The organism is Streptomyces sp. ICBB 8177 (assembly GCF_003144095.1).
Lineage (GTDB): Bacteria > Actinomycetota > Actinomycetes > Streptomycetales > Streptomycetaceae > Streptantibioticus_D.
On record NZ_NSKH01000004.1, the window covers coordinates 87,981 to 104,654 of the forward strand.

16 protein-coding genes are annotated in these 16,674 nt (G+C 72.8%); 6 read left to right on the top strand and 10 right to left on the bottom strand.

What is annotated here, in order from left to right:
- Window positions 1-65: 65 nt before the first annotated feature.
- Window positions 66-1,511, bottom strand: a complete 1,446-nt coding sequence (locus CK485_RS06160) for a glyceraldehyde-3-phosphate dehydrogenase (protein ID WP_109447810.1) — start codon at window positions 1,509-1,511, stop codon at window positions 66-68.
- A gap of 288 nt (window positions 1,512-1,799) precedes the next feature.
- Here CK485_RS06160 and CK485_RS06165 point away from each other — a divergent pair, with 288 nt between their 5' ends.
- Window positions 1,800-2,345, top strand: coding sequence for a CchlQ (locus CK485_RS06165; RefSeq protein WP_109447812.1), 546 nt, complete (start codon window positions 1,800-1,802; stop codon window positions 2,343-2,345).
- A gap of 13 nt (window positions 2,346-2,358) precedes the next feature.
- Here CK485_RS06165 and CK485_RS06170 read toward each other — a convergent pair whose 3' ends face one another.
- Window positions 2,359-3,225, bottom strand: coding sequence for a class I SAM-dependent methyltransferase (locus CK485_RS06170; RefSeq protein WP_241968171.1), 867 nt, complete (start codon window positions 3,223-3,225; stop codon window positions 2,359-2,361).
- Between the two features lie 362 nt (window positions 3,226-3,587).
- Between CK485_RS06170 and CK485_RS06175 the strand changes: the two genes are divergently transcribed.
- Both CK485_RS06175 and poxB read left to right on the top strand, forming a co-directional pair.
- Entirely contained in the window at window positions 3,588-3,761 is a 174-nt protein-coding gene (locus tag CK485_RS06175; protein WP_109447814.1) for a CsbD family protein, read from the top strand.
- Between the two features lie 297 nt (window positions 3,762-4,058).
- Window positions 4,059-5,795, top strand: coding sequence for a ubiquinone-dependent pyruvate dehydrogenase (gene poxB, locus CK485_RS06180; RefSeq protein WP_109447816.1), 1,737 nt, complete (start codon window positions 4,059-4,061; stop codon window positions 5,793-5,795).
- Window positions 5,796-5,853: 58 nt separating this feature from the next.
- On the opposite strand, the gene CK485_RS06185 is transcribed toward poxB, so the two are convergent.
- From CK485_RS06185 to CK485_RS06195, 3 genes are all read right to left on the bottom strand, one after another.
- On the bottom strand, window positions 5,854-6,312 hold the full coding sequence (locus CK485_RS06185) for a hypothetical protein (RefSeq protein ID WP_146214489.1): 459 nt from the start codon (window positions 6,310-6,312) through the stop codon (window positions 5,854-5,856).
- A gap of 278 nt (window positions 6,313-6,590) precedes the next feature.
- Window positions 6,591-7,529 (bottom strand): aldo/keto reductase, encoded by a 939-nt coding sequence (locus CK485_RS06190; RefSeq protein ID WP_241968172.1) that lies wholly within the window; start codon window positions 7,527-7,529, stop codon window positions 6,591-6,593.
- Window positions 7,530-7,641: 112 nt separating this feature from the next.
- On the bottom strand, window positions 7,642-8,607 hold the full coding sequence (locus CK485_RS06195) for an AsnC family transcriptional regulator (protein ID WP_109447820.1): 966 nt from the start codon (window positions 8,605-8,607) through the stop codon (window positions 7,642-7,644).
- 153 nt (window positions 8,608-8,760) lie between these two features.
- On the opposite strand from CK485_RS06195, the gene CK485_RS06200 reads away from it, so the two are divergent.
- The gene (locus tag CK485_RS06200; protein WP_109447822.1) at window positions 8,761-10,209 is read left to right on the top strand and encodes a carboxylesterase family protein; all 1,449 of its coding nucleotides are present in this window, start codon (window positions 8,761-8,763) and stop codon (window positions 10,207-10,209) included.
- Window positions 10,210-10,272: 63 nt separating this feature from the next.
- On the opposite strand, the gene CK485_RS06205 is transcribed toward CK485_RS06200, so the two are convergent.
- Entirely contained in the window at window positions 10,273-10,869 is a 597-nt protein-coding gene (locus tag CK485_RS06205) for a TetR-like C-terminal domain-containing protein (RefSeq protein ID WP_109447824.1), read from the bottom strand.
- Between the two features lie 105 nt (window positions 10,870-10,974).
- Here CK485_RS06205 and CK485_RS06210 point away from each other — a divergent pair, with 105 nt between their 5' ends.
- Both CK485_RS06210 and CK485_RS06215 read left to right on the top strand, forming a co-directional pair.
- Window positions 10,975-11,757, top strand: a complete 783-nt coding sequence (locus tag CK485_RS06210; protein WP_109448481.1) for an SDR family oxidoreductase — start codon at window positions 10,975-10,977, stop codon at window positions 11,755-11,757.
- Between the two features lie 330 nt (window positions 11,758-12,087).
- Window positions 12,088-13,875: a glycoside hydrolase family 15 protein gene (locus CK485_RS06215; RefSeq protein WP_109447826.1), complete on the top strand. Its 1,788-nt coding sequence runs from the start codon at window positions 12,088-12,090 to the stop codon at window positions 13,873-13,875.
- Window positions 13,876-13,967: 92 nt separating this feature from the next.
- Here the strand turns inward: CK485_RS06215 and CK485_RS06220 are convergent, their stop codons facing one another.
- From CK485_RS06220 to CK485_RS06235, 4 genes are all read right to left on the bottom strand, one after another.
- Complete coding sequence (locus CK485_RS06220) at window positions 13,968-14,234, bottom strand: DUF4235 domain-containing protein (RefSeq protein WP_109447828.1); 267 nt, start codon at window positions 14,232-14,234, stop codon at window positions 13,968-13,970.
- A 4-nt stretch (window positions 14,235-14,238) separates the two neighbouring features.
- Window positions 14,239-14,619: a DUF3618 domain-containing protein gene (locus CK485_RS06225; RefSeq protein WP_109447830.1), complete on the bottom strand. Its 381-nt coding sequence runs from the start codon at window positions 14,617-14,619 to the stop codon at window positions 14,239-14,241.
- Window positions 14,616-14,987, bottom strand: coding sequence for a phage holin family protein (locus CK485_RS06230; protein WP_109448483.1), 372 nt, complete (start codon window positions 14,985-14,987; stop codon window positions 14,616-14,618). The genes CK485_RS06225 and CK485_RS06230 overlap by 4 nt, the downstream gene beginning before the upstream one ends.
- A gap of 267 nt (window positions 14,988-15,254) precedes the next feature.
- Entirely contained in the window at window positions 15,255-16,538 is a 1,284-nt protein-coding gene (locus CK485_RS06235) for a citrate synthase (protein WP_109447832.1), read from the bottom strand.
- Between the last annotated feature and the right edge of the window lie 136 nt (window positions 16,539-16,674).

Sequence of the window (16,674 nt, forward strand, 5' to 3'; positions counted from 1 at the left end):
GGACGCCGCCGTCGGCAGGGCGCGGGGCCCGCTGACGGCGGCGTCCGGTCGGCGTGCGCGGCGGGTCAGGCCGCCGGGGCCGGGAAGGTCGGGTACTCCACCCCGGAGACGTACTGCACGACGCGGACGACCTGGCAGGAGTAGCCGAACTCGTTGTCGTACCAGAGGTAGAGGATGGCGTTGTCGCCGTCGACCTTGGTCGGTCCCGCGTCCACGATCGAGGCGTGCCGCGAGCCGATGAAGTCGCTGGAGACCGCGTCGGGCGCGGTGGTGAAGTCGATCTGGCGCTTGAGCGGCGAGGTCAGCGAGACGTTGCGCAGGTAGTCGAGGACCTCCTCGCGAGTGGTCTCACGGGCCAGTTGCAGGTTGAGGATGGCGATCGAGACGTCCGGCACGGGTACGCGGATCGAGCTGCCGGTGATCTTGGCGTCGAGGTCGGGCAGCGCCTTGGCGACGGCGGAGGCCGCACCGGTCTCGGTGATCACCATGTTGAGCGGCGCGGAACGGCCGCGGCGGTCGGACTTGTGGTAGTTGTCCAGCAGGTTCTGGTCGTTGGTGAACGAGTGGACGGTCTCCACGTGGCCGCGCAGCACGCCGTACTCGTCGGCCATGGCCTTCAGCGGCGGGACGATCGCGTTGGTGGTGCAGGAGGCGCAGGACAGGATGCGCTCGTCCGGCTTGATCGTGTCGTGGTTGACGCCGTGCACGATGTTGGGGACATCGCCCTTGCCGGGCGCGGTCAGCACCACCTTGGCGATGCCGGGGCGCAGGTGCTTCGACAGGCCCTCGCGGTCGCGCCACTTGCCGGTGTTGTCGATGAGGATGGCGTCCTTGATGCCGTACGCCGTGTAGTCCACCGTCGTCGGGTCGTCGGAGTAGATGACCCGGATCTCGTTGCCGTTGGCGATGATCTTGCCGCCGGCCTCGTCCACGGTGATCGTGCCCTGGAACTGTCCGTGGATGGAGTCGCGGCGCAGCAGCGAGGCCCGCTTCACGAGGTCCTGTCCCGCGGCCTTGCGCACGACGATGGCCCGCAGTCGCAGGCCGTTGCCGGAGCCGGCCTTCTCGATGAGCAGGCGGGCCAGGAGGCGGCCGATGCGGCCGAAGCCGTAGAGGACGACGTCACGCGGCGCGCGGCGCTCGATCTTGTTCTCGCCCATGGCACCGGCGACGGCCTCGGCGGTGAACTCCTCCACCGACAGGCCGCGCTCGTCGCTCTTGTAGGTCGCGGCGAGCATGCCGAGGTCGATCTGGGAGGGGCCGAGGTCGAGCGTGGTGAGGGCCTGGAGGAAGGGCCAGGTCTCGGTGACCGAGAGCTCCTCACCCGCGATCTGCCGGGCGAATCGATGGGTCTTGAGGATGCTCACCACCGACTTGTTCACCAGGGAGCGGCTGTGCAGCAGGACCGTGACGTCCCGCTCCCGGTGCAACTTGCCGATGATCGGAATCATCGACTCCGCGATCTCCTCGCGGTTCTGCCAGTTGGTGAACGAGTCCACGATGGTAGTCACAGGTTCATCTTTCGAGCTAGACGGTGCTCATATGATAACCACCCCACTCAGGTGGACTCTCCGGCGGGTCCGGTACGGCGGAACAGGAGGACGAGCACCTCTCCCATATGCGGACATATCCACCTCTTGATGATGGCAAGTGCTGCTTTCTGTGCGCATCTGAGCGCGCAGAAGGCAAGGCGAGAAGCCGCCTGCCAGGGCAGAGCGTTCTGTGCGGCGCCGGATGGCCGGCGGTACGTTGACCGTCGGCCGCGGTGCGCGGGCAGGGGCGGGTCACAGGGGGTTCGGGTGGAGTGGGGGACGCTCGTCGCCACGCTGGGCGGCGCGGTGATCGCGATGTCGGGAACGCTGCTGGCGGACCGGCTGCGAGCCCGCAAGGAGGACGACCGGGGTCTCGGGTCGCGTCGGCGCGAGGTCTACCTCGAGTTCATCGCCGCCACCGGCGTCGCCCACGCCCGCCTGCGCGAGCTGGCCCAGTCGGCCGTGTCGACCACCGCCGGCCTGGACGGCGCCAGCCGGGACGCGCTCGCCGAGGCAGGGGTCCACCAGGTGCGCGAACGGCTCTTCATCGATGCGAGCGCCCCCGTCGCGGCGGCCGGACAGCGGATGTTCGAACGGCTGCGGGCGCTGCGCGCGGCCGTCGCGGCCGGCGCGACGCTGTCCTCCCGCGCCTTCCACGACGCGTACCACCCATACATCGACGCGGTGTGGGCCTATCGGGTCGCGGTACGCGAGGAGTTGGAGGGACGTCCGCTGGTGCCCGCGGTCTTCGGCTGGTCGACGTGGGACGGAACCGAGCGCTGCGCCCTGTGCGAGGACACGGCTGACGGGTGACGGCCGGGCACCGTCACCGCGGCGGCACCGGCCGCTGTCCCTCCCCCCGCCGGGCCGCGGTGACGACGTAGTAGTCGAGGATCCGCTGCTCGTAGGCGCGAAGGAAGTTCCGCGGCCACGTGCCGGGAGCCCACCACCGGGAGAGCCACAGGTCCCATCCCCGCCACACGTGCCGCCCGATCGTCTCGGCCCCGGCGTTCACGAGTCCAGCCGCCGTCAGGGCGTCCGTGAGCGCCGTCACCGGACGTGCGATGTCCAGGCCGTTGGCGTACGTCTCCAGCAGGCCCGCCAGCTGCGCGGGCCGGCCGGGCGCGTCGTCCACGGTGAAGAACCCGGCCACCGCGACGCGTCCGCCCGGCCGCAGCACACGCGCCGTCTGCGTCGCGAAGGCGTCGAGATCCGGGAAGTGCTGCACGGCCTCGACGCTGATGACGGCGTCGAACTCGCCCTCCCCGAACGGCATGTCCTCGGCCGCCCCCCGCTCGAAACGCAGTCGGCCCTGCTCGCGGCCGAGCAGACCGGCGTGGGTGCCGCGCGCCCGCCTGAGCTGTTCGGGATGGACGTCCATGCCGGTCACCGCGCCGGGAGCGAACTCCCGCAGCGCCAGCGCGCATCCCATCCCGAGTCCGCACCCCACTTCCAGGATCGTCCGCTCCCCGAGTGGACCGACGGCGCCGAGGACGTGCCGGTAGAGATCCTCCTGGCTGCGGACCCGTTCCGCCTCGTCGAGCGGCCCCGACAGGTCGACGGCGCGCCAGTAGCCGAAGTTGATGAACCCGCCGGCGAAGATCGGCTCACCGCTCAGGTCGGCCGGACCGTACGTCTCGCGCACCACGGGGCGCATCGGCGGACGTGCCTGCCGGATGTCGTCGTCTGCCATCGTTCACGCTCCAGGTACTGATGGTCATGGCGCAGGGCACGTACGGTCTGCGGCGAAACGCCCCTCGGGACAACGGCGGGGGCGGTGACCAGGTGACGGGGCGAGCGGGCCGCGTCGCGGGCGCCCGCCTGCGCGCCGGCCGGGACCGCACCGCCCGTGCGACCGAAGGGGCCGGGAAGGGCATGAGCCCTACTGTCCTCCGGCCTGATGCCGACGTCCACGGTGCCCGCCCGTCCACGGCGCACCGCCGTCCACTGGCCGTCCCGGTAAGTCATTCCCGCTTCGTCCAGGGTTTGCTGACGCGCCGTCCGGTCAGGCGTCGTGGTGTGAGACATCGGACCGACACCACAGGGAGGCTCTACATGAGTGCCGGACAGATGGCCAGGGCCAAGGCCGAGCAGGCCGCGGGCGCGATGATGAAGTCCATGGGCAGGGCGGTCGGCAACGAGAAGATGGTCGCCAAGGGCGAGGCCGCGAGGGCCCTGGGAAGCTCCCGGGAAGCGAAGGAGAAGGGCAAGGACACCTTCCGCCCGTAGACGTCCGTCAGCGGCCTGCCCGGCGGGTCGGAGCGAGCGGGGCGGCGACGAAGCCCCCGGATGGCGGATTCGTACCGCGACCGCGGCCCGGCTTGCGGCGAAGGGCCGGGTGCCGACCGGGACGCCCGAGGCCCGTCCGGTCCCACTCCCCCGGGTGCGGCGCCCCCCGGGACGGGACATGCTGGTGACGCGCGCCCGCGGATGCCGCGGCGCGCGTCGGCGCGTCGACGCGGTCCAGGCAGGGGCGCGGGCACGGCGTCTCCGGCTGACAGATGGCCCCCCTACCCGGGAGGACGGATGGCCGGCACCATCGCGGACCTGATCGTGGCCACCCTCAGGGCGTCGGGGGTGCGGCGGGTCTATGGCCTGCCCGGGGACTCGCTCAACGGCTTCACCGACGCTCTGCGGCGCGACGGCACCGTTGCCTGGGGTCACGTGCGGCACGAGGAGGCCGCCGCGTTCGCCGCCGCGGGCGAGGCCGGGACGACCGGGGGCCTGGCGGTGTGCGCGGGCAGTTGCGGCCCCGGCAACCTGCATCTGGTCAACGGGTTGTTCGACGCCCAGCGCAGCCGGGTGCCGGTGCTGGCGATCGCGGCGCACATCCCGCAGGAGGAGATCGGCAGCGGCTACTTCCAGGAGACGCACCCGCAGGAGCTGTTCCGCGAGTGCAGTGTGTACTGCGAGCTGGCGAGCGTTCCGCAACAGGTGCCGTGGCTGCTGCAGGCGGCCATGCGCCACGCGCTGGAGCGCGAAGGGGTGGCCGTGCTGGTCATCCCCGGCGGACTGTTCCTGGCCGAATCGCCGAGGGGCGCCGCGCCGCGGCCGGTGTCCCGGTCGGTCTCGCGCACGATCCCGGCCGACGCGTCCCTCGACCGGGCGGCGCAGGTGCTCAACGCCGCGCGGCGGGTGACGATCCTGGCTGGCGCGGGATGCGCCGGCGCCCACGACGAGGCGGTGGCGCTGGCCGGCACGCTGAAGGCGCCGATGGTGCACTCCCTGCGCGGTAAGGGGTACCTGGAGCACGACAACCCCTACGACGTCGGCCTGACCGGCCTCATCGGCTACAGCTCCGGCTACCGGGCCATGGAGCACTGCGACGCGCTGCTCATGCTCGGCACCGACTTCCCCTACCGCGAGTTCTATCCCGAGAGCGCGTCGGTGGTGCAGGTGGACGTACGCGGTGAGCACATCGGCCGCCGCGTCCCCGTGGACGTTCCGCTGGTGGGCACCGTCAAGGACACCGCCCAGGCGCTGCTGCCGCTGCTGGAGCGGCGTACGGACGACTCCTTCGCCCGCACCATGACCGGCCACTACCAGCGGGTACGCGCCCGGCTCGACGGTCTCGCCCAGGCCAAGCCGTCCGAGTCGCCTCTGCACCCGCAGCACATCGCGGCCACCGTCGACCGGCTCGCCACGGCGGACGCCGCCTTCACCGCCGACGTCGGCACCCCCACCGTGTGGGCCGCGCGCTACCTGCGCATGAACGGGCGGCGCCGGCTCGTCGGTTCGTTCAACCACGGCTCCATGGCCAACGCGCTCCCGCAGGCCATCGGCATCCAGGCCGCCCACCCCGGCCGCCAGGTGGTGGCCCTCGCCGGGGACGGCGGACTGGCCATGCTCCTGGGCGAGTTGCTCACCCTGCGCCAGCTCGGCCTGCCGGTGAAGGTCGTGGTCTTCAACAACTCGGCGCTGTCGTTCGTCGAGTTGGAGATGAAGGCCGCGGGCGTCGTCAACTACGGCACCGGTCTGCACAATCCCGACTTCGCCGAACAGGCCCGCGCCGCAGGCCTGTTCGCGGCGCGTGTCGAACGCGCCGGTGACCTGGAGGACGCCCTGCGCTCCGCGTTCGCGCACGACGGGCCCGCGCTCGTGGACGTCCTGACCCAGCGGCAGGAGCTGTCCCTTCCGCCGAAGCTCACCTACGAGCAGCTCAAGGGCTTCACCCTCTTCGCCACCCGCACCATCCTCAACGGCCGTGGCGACGAGATCGTCGAGCTGGCCCGGACCAACCTGCGCCAGCTCAGCCGCGACTGACCCCGGGCCTGCGTGCAGAAGGGCCGGGCTCCCGGCGCCGGTACCGGACGGGATCCGCTCACGCCTGGTCGGACGCGGGATGCCACGCGTAGCCGGTGTGGCCGTCGAACGCCACCCGCCAACCCGCGCAGCTGTACGTTGCGTGCCGTGCGGCGGATGTGGGCCACCACCGCGCCGACAGGGAGTCGGGGGCCCCGTGCGGCGTGTGGGGGCGGCAGGTCGCGGGCAGGCGGCCGCCGGTGAGGTCGAACCGCAGCAGCGTCTGGGCCGGGTGGGTCTCCAGGTGGAGCGGACGCTGCGGGGCGTCCTTGGATTTGATGCGCACGTCGCGGGCGTTCGTGGGAAGCCATCGCGGGGTGTCCGCGGCGTCCTGCCGCAGTGCCTGGGCGCCCGTGGTGTAGCGCGCCTCGTGCTCATGGCTGAGCAGACGGAGCAGGGCCGGGGTCTGCCCGGTTCCGACGCACAGACCGGCCAGGGCGACGGCACCGCTGACGGCCAGGACGGGCATGCGCCGCATGAGCATCTCCAGGAAGCGAGGGGAACGACTGCTTCCAGCATTTCGTCTGGCTGCCCGCGTTCCGTCACCGCGGGGACCGATTTCGCGGTGCGCCCTGAGGCTGACCCGCGTGATACCTCGGAGGTATGCCGCGGGTGCGGTCCCGGCGGGCGGCGTCGCGCCGGTCACCGCAGCCGCTCGGCGCGGCTCCGGCGGTGACGCCGAGCGGCGCGTCGGCAACCCGTGCGGCGCCTTGGCCCGGCGCAGGACGCGCGCGGGCGCCGGCTCCTTCCCGGGGGCTAGGGCAGCGCGGCGCCGCGTGCGGTGACCCAGAGGTCGTACCACTCCTCGTGGCTCAGCCCGGGCTCCGTGCGCGCGGCGTCGGCGCAGGCCCGGATGCGTTCAGGGCGCGCGCTGCCGACCACGGGCGCGATACGCGCCGGGTGCTTCTGGAGCCACCACAGCAGGATGGTCTCCGGTGTGGTGTCCTTCGACGCGGCCAGCGCCGCGACGAGCCGGGCCGTGGCCCGCTCCGCGGGCGTCTCCTCCCGACCGGTGAAGCGGCCTTGGGCGAGCGCACCCCAGGCCTGGAGGCGGATGCCGTTGGCCCGGCAGTGCTCCAGGGTCCCGGCGGGGAATCCCACGGACGCGGCCTGCGGTGTGTTCACGAGCACACCGGCCTCGACCCAGTCCCTCTTGTGGAGGCTCATCTCCAACTGGTTGGCCACCAGGGGGAAGGCCAAGTGGGCCTGGAGCGAAGCGATCTGATGGGCATTCATGTTGGAGGTGCCGAACCCGCGCACGAGCTTCTGGCGGTGCAGCGAGGTCAGCGCGCGGGCGATGTCCTCGGGGTCGGCCAGCGGGTCCGGCCGGTGCAGGAGCAGCAGGTCCACGTAGTCCGTCCGCAGGCGCTCGAGACTCGCCACCACCTGCCGCAGGATGGTCTCGCCGCGCAGGTCGTACAGACCGGGCCGTTCGCCGTCGGGCAGCCGGATGCCGCACTTGGTCTGGAGCACGATGCGTTCCCGCAGTCCGGGGGCGCGGGCGAGCACCTCGCCGAACACCGCTTCCGACTTGCCGTGCCGGTAGATGTCGGCGTGGTCGAAGGCCGTGATCCCGCTGTCGAGCGCCGCCTCGACGGCGGCCTCGGCTGCCGCGACATCCGCGGCGCCGTAGGGCGTGGTGTCCCAGCTCCCACCGAGACCCATGCACCCGTAGAACACACGCTCTTCACCCATGCCTCGGCCCTTCCCTCTCGGTCGCAACGGACGACAGCCTTCCACGCGTGGTCCCGTCAGCGGCAGTGCCAGGCGGTGACGCGTCGTGGCGCACGTGCTCGCGAACGCCGGGTCAGCGGACGAGACCGGTCCTCTTGACCCCGGCCAGGACGGGAGTGACCTCGACGGTGGAGACGTGCGCGAGGGCTCCGACCGTGTCGTTCAGGAAGACGTAGAGCGCGTCGAGGTCGGCCGCCGCGACGGCCACCAGGAGGTTGGCCGGACCCGTGGTGGCCGCGGTGAAACGGACCTGCCGGTGGCGGCTCAGCCGTTGTCCGGTCTCCTCCAGGCCGCCGGGAGCGACGGTGATCCACAGCAGCGCCTCCGCGCGGATGCCCAGTAGGGCGAGGTCGACCTCGGTGGCGAGCCGGACGACGTTGCCGTCGACGAGTGCTTCCAGGCGGTGCCGTGCTGTCGCAGGGGTGGTGCCGGCGCGGCGCGCGAGTTCGGTGTAGGACGCTCGTCCGTCCTCGGTCAGTACGTCGATCAGCTGGTGGTCCACGGGGAGCAGCGGCGCCGGAACGGGAGGCGTCGGCGCGTCCCGGCGCAGCCCGGCGAGTTCCGTCGCGGTGAGAAGACCGCCGCTCCAGTCGAATCCCGCGGGAAAGACCCGCAGCAGCACGTGCGACGTCCAGGACTGGACCGCCGGGGTGGCGGGGAGGTCCCGCAGCAGAAGGGTGTTGCGCGCGTCCGTGCTGTCCAGGAAGAGCACGGCGCAGATCTCGTCCCCGCCGCCGAGCACCTCCACCCAGACGGTGTCCGAACGGCGGGCCAGGGTCGCGGCGATGGCCCTGATGCGGTTCGGGCGGCAGCGGACCCGCAGGGCGAGCGGGATCAGTTCGGGGAAGCGGGCGGGGTTGCGCACCACGGTCGGCCGCAGCGTCCGGTCCTGGAGCAGCGGACCGGCCCGGCGCACCACCGTGCGCTCCGAGACGCCCAGCACGTGCGCGATCGTGCGCCACGAGGCCCGCGGCGAGGCCAGGAGCGCGGCGGTGATCCGGCTGTCCGTCGCGTCCAGGCGCTGGCGTACTTTCTCCATGGGAACGACACTCTATGTCCGTCATTCGCGCCTGGTGGCGTCGTTCTTGGCGGGGATCGGCCTTCCGGGGCTAGAAACGGTGCGGAACGGCCGAGCGGTGCGCTGGAGTGCGGTGCCGTCGAGCAGGGCATCGGAGACGGAAGAGGTGGCGCGATGGCAGGTCTCGCGGGCCCGGTCGTGGGCACGAACCAGGGCAAGGTCAGGGGGGCCGTCGAAGGACCGGTGATCGCCTTCCGCGGCGTGCCCTACGCCGCGTCGCCGGTCGGCGACCTGCGTTTCGCATCGCCGCGGCCGCGCCCGGCGTGGTCGGGTGTGCGCGAGGCGAAGCGGTCGGGACCGGCCGCCCCGCAGGCCGCCTCGCGGCTGGAACGGGTGATGGGCACCCGGGTGCCGGACTGGGACGAGGACGGCTGCCTGACCGTCAACGTGTGGTCTCCGCGGGCCGCGTTCGAGGACGGCGTGCCCCGGGCCGTGCTGCTCTGGTTCCACGGCGGTGGTTTCACCAGCGGCTCCGGAGGCTGGGACTGGTACGACGGGGGCCGCCTCGCCGCCCTGGGCGACATGGTCGTGGTCACCGCCAACTACCGTCTGGGACCGCTGGGTTACCTGCACCTGCCGGACGTCGGCGCGGTGAACGCGGGCTCGCAGGACCAGGCGGCCGCGCTGCGCTGGGTGCGGGACACCATCGCCTCGTTCGGAGGCGACCCCGGCAGCGTGACGGTCGGCGGGCAGTCGGCCGGAGCGTACTCGGCCCTGTCCCTGGCGGTGGACCCGGGTACGACGGGACTCGTTCACCGCGTGCTGTTGCAGAGCGGACCGTGGGGAATGGAGCCCCAGGACCCGGGCGACGCGGCCGAGAACGCCGAGACGCTTCTGCGGCTGCTGGGCGTGTCCGGGGCGCGGACGGCGACAGCGTTGCGCGCGCTGCCCGTTGAGCGGCTGCTGGCCGCCTACGGTCGCCTCGCGACGCGGGTCGCCCGCCCCGGGGACATCGCACCGCCGATGTGTCCGGTGCTCGGCGGACCCGGCGTGCCCCGCTCGCTGCGGCACGCGGTCGCGGACGGCGCCCTGGCGGGCAAGGACCTGTTGATCGGCACGACCCATGACGAGGCGACCGCCTTCTTCGGCGCCGACCCGCGTATCCAGGGCCTCACGGCCGCGGGCGCGCTCGGCGTGCTGGCCCGCCGGTTCGGTGACCGGGCCCCGGCGGTGTACGAGGAGTACGCCGCCCGTCTGCCGCGGGCTACGCCCGCCGGGGTCCTCACCGCGGTGGAGACCGACGCGATGTTCCGTGACGGCGCGATGGAGATCGCCGACCACCACGCGAAGGGCGGGGACGCGACGTACGTCTACCGGTTCGACCGCAGGCCGCGGCGGGACGAGTTGGCCCTCGGCGCCACGCACTGCGCCGAACTCCCCTTCCTGTTCAACACCTTCGAGGCCTATCCGGACAGCCCGATGCTGGGCGAGCCCGGCGACACCGAGCGCGACCTCGGCCTGCGGTTCGCCGGCGCCGTCGCGCGGTTCGTCACCACCGGTCGCGTCGAGGAGTGGCCACGGTACGCCCCCGCCTCGGCGGAACGGATCCGGCGCCTCGTCTGAGCCGTGCCAGGCGGAACGGGTCCGGCGCCTCGCCTGAGCCGTGCCGTGCCGGGGCCGAGAGGATCAACGGCCTTGCGCGCGAAGGCCGTTCATGAGGACCACCAGAGCCAGTTCGGTGGCCTCCTCGACGGGGGTTTCGTCGAGCAGGCCGCCGACCGCGAGCGCGGTCAGCCCGTGCATGGTGGAGAACGCCACCTGCGCGAGGCGCACGGGGTCCCCGGGACGGACGACACCGTCGCGCTGCGCCTCGGCGATCAGACGGGCCGCGGTCTCCAGGCTCTCGTGGCTGAGTTCGCGCAGTTCCTCGGTCGGCTCCTTCTCGCGCTTCGCGGCGAACATCTGCTCCAGCAGCGCGGACCTTTCGAGGGCGAACCTCACGTAGGCCCGCCCGAGTTCCGTCAGCCTCGCCTCCACCGGCTCCGGCGCGTCCGCCACGGCGCGGATGCGCTGGTTGAGGTCGGTGAAGCCGCTGATCACGAGGGCGTCGAGGACCGCTTGGCGGTCCCGGAAGTGGCGTGCCGGCGCGGCGTGGCTGACCCCGAGGTCGCGGGCCAGTCCGCGCAGGGACAGACCGACGACACCGCTGTGCGCCAGGACCTCTTCCGCCCGTTCCAGCAGGGCCGCCCTCAGGTTGCCGTGGTGGTAGGAGCCCTCGGCCACGATCCCTCCCTCGATGTTGTCGGTTGACTACAATGATGTCACGCGCCTACATTGGCGGCGTCACGCATTCGGACGACGGAAGCGGAGCCACCGCCCATGCCCACCATGTCCTATCAGGGAACCTCGGCGCTGATCACCGGCGCCAGCGCCGGCCTGGGAGCGGAGTTCGCCCGGCAGTGGGCCGAGCGCGGCGCCGACGTCGTACTCGTCGCCCGCCGCCTGGACAGGCTGGAGACCCTGGCCGCCGAGTTGGAGAAGGCGTACGGCGTCACCGCCACGCCGATCGCGGCCGACCTCGCCCGTGCCGGGGCGGGCGCGTCGCTGCGCGAGGAGCTGCGGGCCAGGGGCCTCACGGTCCAGACCCTGATCAACAACGCCGGGTTCGGCAGCCACGGCGCGTTCGCGGAGCAGGACCCGGAGCAGATATCGCGCATGATCCAGCTCAACGCCTGCGCCGTCGCCGACGTCTCGCGCGCCTTCCTGCCGCAACTCGTCGCCGACGGCCGGGGCGCCCTGGTGACGGTGGCCAGCACCGCCGCCTACCAGCCCACTCCCGCCATGGCCGTGTACGGGGCCACGAAGGCGTTCGCGCTGAGTCTGACCGAAGCGCTGGCCTACGAGACCCGGGGGTCGGGCCTGCGGGTGCTCGCGGTGTCGCCGGGGCCGGTGGAGACCGAGTTCTTCGACGTCGTGGGCACGCGGGACGCGATGGTGGGGCGCGCCGCCACCCCGGCCGCCGTCGTCACGGCCACTCGCCGCGCCCTGGAGAGGCGTCGTACCCCGCCGAGTGTCATCGCCGGGCTCGGCAACCGGCTGTCGGCCCGCGCCGCGCAGTTCGCCCCGCGGCGCGTCGCCCTGCTGGCCGCCGGCCGCGCGCTGAAGGCCTGACGGCCATCGCCGGTGGTCCCCGGCCGCGCCGACCGGGCGCGGCCGGGACCCGGCGGGGAGAAGGGGGTATGTCCAAGCCGACGAGCCACGGCCGGGGCTCCGCGCGCTCCTGCGACGACGCCCCCGCCGGAGCGGCGGGGGCGTCGTCGCAGGAGCGCGTTTGCGTTGCGTCGCGCGACCGCAGCGTCGAGCGGAACGTGGGGCGAGGCGGCGATCACCCGCCCGCCGCCGTTTTCCGTGGCCGGGACCGGTTAGACGCAGTAACGACACGAGGGGCGGCGCCGTGGCATGGCCGCCCCGCGCGACGCGAGCGTGAGCGAAGGAGCGGCGATGCCGCAGAGCCCGTCCGAGGACGAATCCGGCGCCTTTGCGCCGCACCCCCTGCGCCAGTACGCGCTGCTCGCCGACGGCGAGCGGGGCATTCTGGTCGGGCCGCGCGGCGACTTCGTGTGGATGTGCGCGCCCCGGTGGGATTCCGACGCCGTCTTCTCCTCCCTGATCGGCGGCAGCGGCAGCTACGCCATCTCGCCGCACGGCCGCTTCGTGTGGGGCGGCTACTACGAGGACGGCAGCCTGATCTGGCGCAGCCGCTGGGCGACGCAGGACGGCATCGTCGAATGCCGTGAGGCGCTCGCGTTCCCCGGCGACCCGCACCGCGCGATCGTGCTGCGACGCGTCATCGCCCGGGACACGGACACACGGCTGTCCGTCTTGCTGGAGCCGTGCGCCGGATTCGACCAGCATCCGCTGAAGGACCTGGCGCACGACGGGGCGGGGGTGTGGACGGGACGCACCGGTGACCTGTACGTGCGGTGGTCAGGCAGCCCTCATGCCCGTCCGGCCGGTGGCGGCGACCGCAGGCTGTCGCTGGACCTGAGCCTTCCGAAGGGCGCGCACCAGGACTTCGTGCTGGAGGTCGGCGACCAGCCGCTGCCCGACGCCCCTCCCGACCCCGGTCGGGCGTGGGAGATGACGGAGGCCGCCTGGCGCGACCAGGTACCGGCGCTGGACCACACCATCGCCACCCGGGACGCACGCCATGCCTACACCGTCCTGCGGGGCCTGACCGGTTCCGCCGGTGGCATGGTGGCCGCGACGACCACCAGCCTTCCGGAGCGGGCCGAGGAGGGCCGCAACTACGACTACCGGTACGTGTGGATCCGCGACCAGTGCTACGCCGGTCACGCGGTCGCCGCGGCGGGCGGCCACGGGCTGCTGGACGACGCGGTGCGCTTCACCACCGCCCGGCTGCTCGACGACGGTCCCGCGCTGGCACCGGCCTACCGGGTCGACGGCCGTCCCATCCCCGACCAGCACCGCCTCGATCTACCGGGCTACCCGGGCGGGTTCGACCTGGTCGGCAACCACGTCAACCAGCAGTTCCAGCTCGACGCCTTCGGCGAGGCGCTGCTGTTGTTCGCGGACGCCGCGCGCCATGACCGGCTGGACACCGACGGGTGGCGGGCGGCGCGTGTCGGCGCCGAGGCGATCGCCCGCCGCTGGAACGAACCCGACGCCGGGGTGTGGGAGTTGACGCCCCGCCCGTGGACCCACAGCAGGCTGATCTGCGCGGCGGGACTGCGCGCTCTGGCCGCCGCTCCCGGCGCCGGACGGCGGCAGTCGGCCGACTGGAGCGCACTGGCCGACCGGCTCGTCGCCCACACATCCGCCAACAGCCTTCATTCCACGGGCCGTTGGCAGCGCTCCCCTGACGACCCCGGCCTGGACGGGGCGCTGCTCCTGCCCCCGATCCGGGGCGCCCTGCCAGCCGACGACCCGCGTACCGCCGCCACACTGCGTGCCTACACCGAGCAGTTGACGGACGATCACTTCGCCTACCGGTTCCGGCACGACGACCGGCCGCTCGGTGCGGCCGAGGGTGCCTTCCTGCTCTGCGGCTTCGTCACCGCCTTGGCGGAGCACCAACAGGGCCACGAGGCCTCCGCGTACCGCTGGTTCGAGCGCAACCGCGCCGCCTGCGGGCCGCCGGGGCTGTTCTCGGAGGAGTACGACGTCACCCAGCGCCAGATGCGCGGCAACCTCCCCCAGGCTTTCGTCCACGCTCTGCTGCTCGAATGCGCCACCCGTCTCGCGGAGCCGTGGCATCACGGGAGTTGAGCATGAAAGGGGTGCGGGTGGAGCGGTCCCAAGGGGCCGCCCACCCGCACCCCCTCGTCCGAGCCGTCAGCGCCGAACGCGCCGTGCGAGGTTCAGTCCGGCCAGGTCCCGGTCAGGTTGCGTGTGGCGGTCGCGCCGGCGCGGTGGACGGCGGCCTTGACCACGGCGAAGACCGCGCCCTGGAGTGCCGCGGCGAGCAGGATCTCCCGCCAGGTGCGCTCCTCGTCGGTGGCCTCCGGAGCGTCCTCCTCGTGGCCGATCAGCTTCCACACCCGCTTGAACACCAGGCTCGCGAGCAGCCCGCCGCCCGCGCCCAGTGCCAGGCCGACCGGCTTGTAGGCGATCTTCGCGGCTTTCACCGGATCACCCCTTCCTCCGCCGGCAGGCCAGCCAGACGACTGTTGCCAGGCCGGTGCCGGCCGCGAGGAGTGCGGTGCGACTGAGCAGCGCGGTGCGATTGCCGCCTGCCACCTCGCCGGCCTGGGACGCCTTGCCCCTGACAGGCTCGGGAAGCCTGCCGCGCACCTTGCGCACGGTCCGCTCGGCGCCTTCCTTGATCCCCCCGGCCTTCGCGGCGACCTGCCCCTTCACCGCGGTCGCCTTCTCCTGTGCCCGGGCCTTGACGTCGGCCTTGGCCGCCAGGGCGGCGACGGTCCGCCCGAGCTCCTCACGGGAGTGCTCGACCTGGGCGCGCAGGTTCTCGGCGTCGGTGGCGCCCCGTGCGTCGTGGGATGGCTGGGTCATCGGTGTGCACTCTCCTTGATCTCGGCCACGTCGGCCTTGACGCTCTCGATCGCCCGCTCGGGCGTCGGCGGGGCCGCCCGGCCGACCTGCTTCTTGCCGGTCAGCGCCATCACCCCGGCGATCACCGCGAGCGCGCCGGTGACGATCAACGCGGCCGCCCACACCGGCAGCGGTACCGCGAGGCCGGCGATGGCGGCTGCCACCAGGGCTTCCAGGGCCAGGAACCCCATGAGGCCGGCGCCGCCGAAGAGGCCGCCGCCCTTGCCGTACCGCTTGCCCTTCTCCTTCATCTCCGCCTGTGCCAACCTGATCTCGCCCCGCACCAGCTCCGTCAGCTGCTGTGAGGCCTTCTGCACCAGCTCGCCCACCGGCTCCTGGCTCAGGGAATCCCGCTCCCGCACGGCTCCGGCAGTGCGCGGCTGAGTGGTCGCCACGGCGATCACCTCCCGTCGTCTCGTACGTGCCGGCCGGGCCGTGCACGGCATCCCGGCCGTCCGACAGGGGACGGGTACCCCGTGGCGGCCGGTTCAGGACGATCTGCGGGCAGGAGTTTGTCCACCGGCCCACCCGCCGGGCCGGGAGCGGGCGCCACCCGGCGGGCAGGCCGCCCCTTCCACAGCGGCGGCCGTGAACGTCTACGGCAACGGCCGAGGCGGCATCGGACCGTCGTACCGGCCGCGCGGCCGCATCCGGAGCGGGGCCTCCGCGTACTCCTCCAGCGCGTGCGCGATCCAGCCGGCCGTGCGGGCCACCGAGAACACCGTCTCCCCGGCCTCGGCGGGCATCTCCGTCGCGACCGACAGCACGGCGAGCGCCAGGTCCACGTTCGCGTGCACCGGCGCGTCGCGGGCGCTCGCGGCGACGACCTCGCGCGCGGCGGTCAGCGCCCGCTCCGCCTGCGGAACGCGTTCCAGCAGCCCGAACAGCGCGGTCGCCCGCGGGTCCTCGCCCTCGTAGAGCCGGTGTCCCAAGCCGGGCACCGGCCGCCCGGCGCGAAGGTGGTCCGAGACCACGGGCGCCGCGCTCCCGCGCTGCAGCACCTCGGTCAGCATCCGGTGCGCCAATCCGCTCGCAGCGCCGTGCAGTTGGCCCTCGACCGTGCCGAGCGCCGCCGAGACCACCGCGTACGGGTGGGCCCGGGCGGACGCGGCGACGCGCGCGGCGAGCGTCGACGCGGCCAGGTCGTGGTCGATCAGCAGGACAAGTGCCGTCTGCAATACCTCGATTGACGGGTCGTCGGCGGCGTGCGGCGCCAGCCGGGACCACAGACGGCGGGCGATCGGACCGCTCGGACGCCGCTTCCTGTTCCCGGCCAGCGGCAGGGCGTCGACCAACGTGGCGATCAGACCGCCCGCCGCACCCGTGACGGTGCCGGGGGCGAGGTCGAATCGCAGCGGGTCGGCCGCCGCCGCGGCGACGGCGGCAACACGGAGCCGGTCGGTGAGCGTGCTGTACACGGGGAGGGCGGCGACGGCCCGGTCGGCGGCGGCGAGGGCGTCGTCGGGCGCCGTGAACCGGATGTTCCGTCGTGCCTCCCCGGTCCACAACCAGTGCGCCGCCTCTTCGTAGCCGCGGGTCGCCGCGAGTTCGACGGCGTCGACGCCGCGGAAGTAGTAGTGGTCACCGGTGATCAGCGTGATGCCGGTGCGCACGGAAACCGCACCGGGGGTGGCGGGCGGCTCGTCCCCGGTGGCGGGGCGCACGTGCCTGCCGCGTCGGGCGAGGGCGTCGACCTCCCCGGCGTCGAAGGTGGAGCCGCGTCGGCCCGGGAGGCGGCGGCTGCTCAGCAGGCCGCGGCTGACGTAGGCGTAGAGGGTCTCCGGCTTCACGCCGAGGCGTTCGGCGGCTTCTTTGGTGCTGAGCCGCTGGGGCGGCGGGCCCGGCTCGCGGTCGCGGGTCGTCGTCGGCTGCTCAGTCATGTCTTGTCCCACCTGATCAATGTGTCGGTATGCATCAGTCCATGCATCCACCTTCAAGTCAATGTTGATTGTGGGGCCGTTAATCAATATTGACAATGCTTACGTCAACAATAGACAGTCGAATCAACACTTAAGG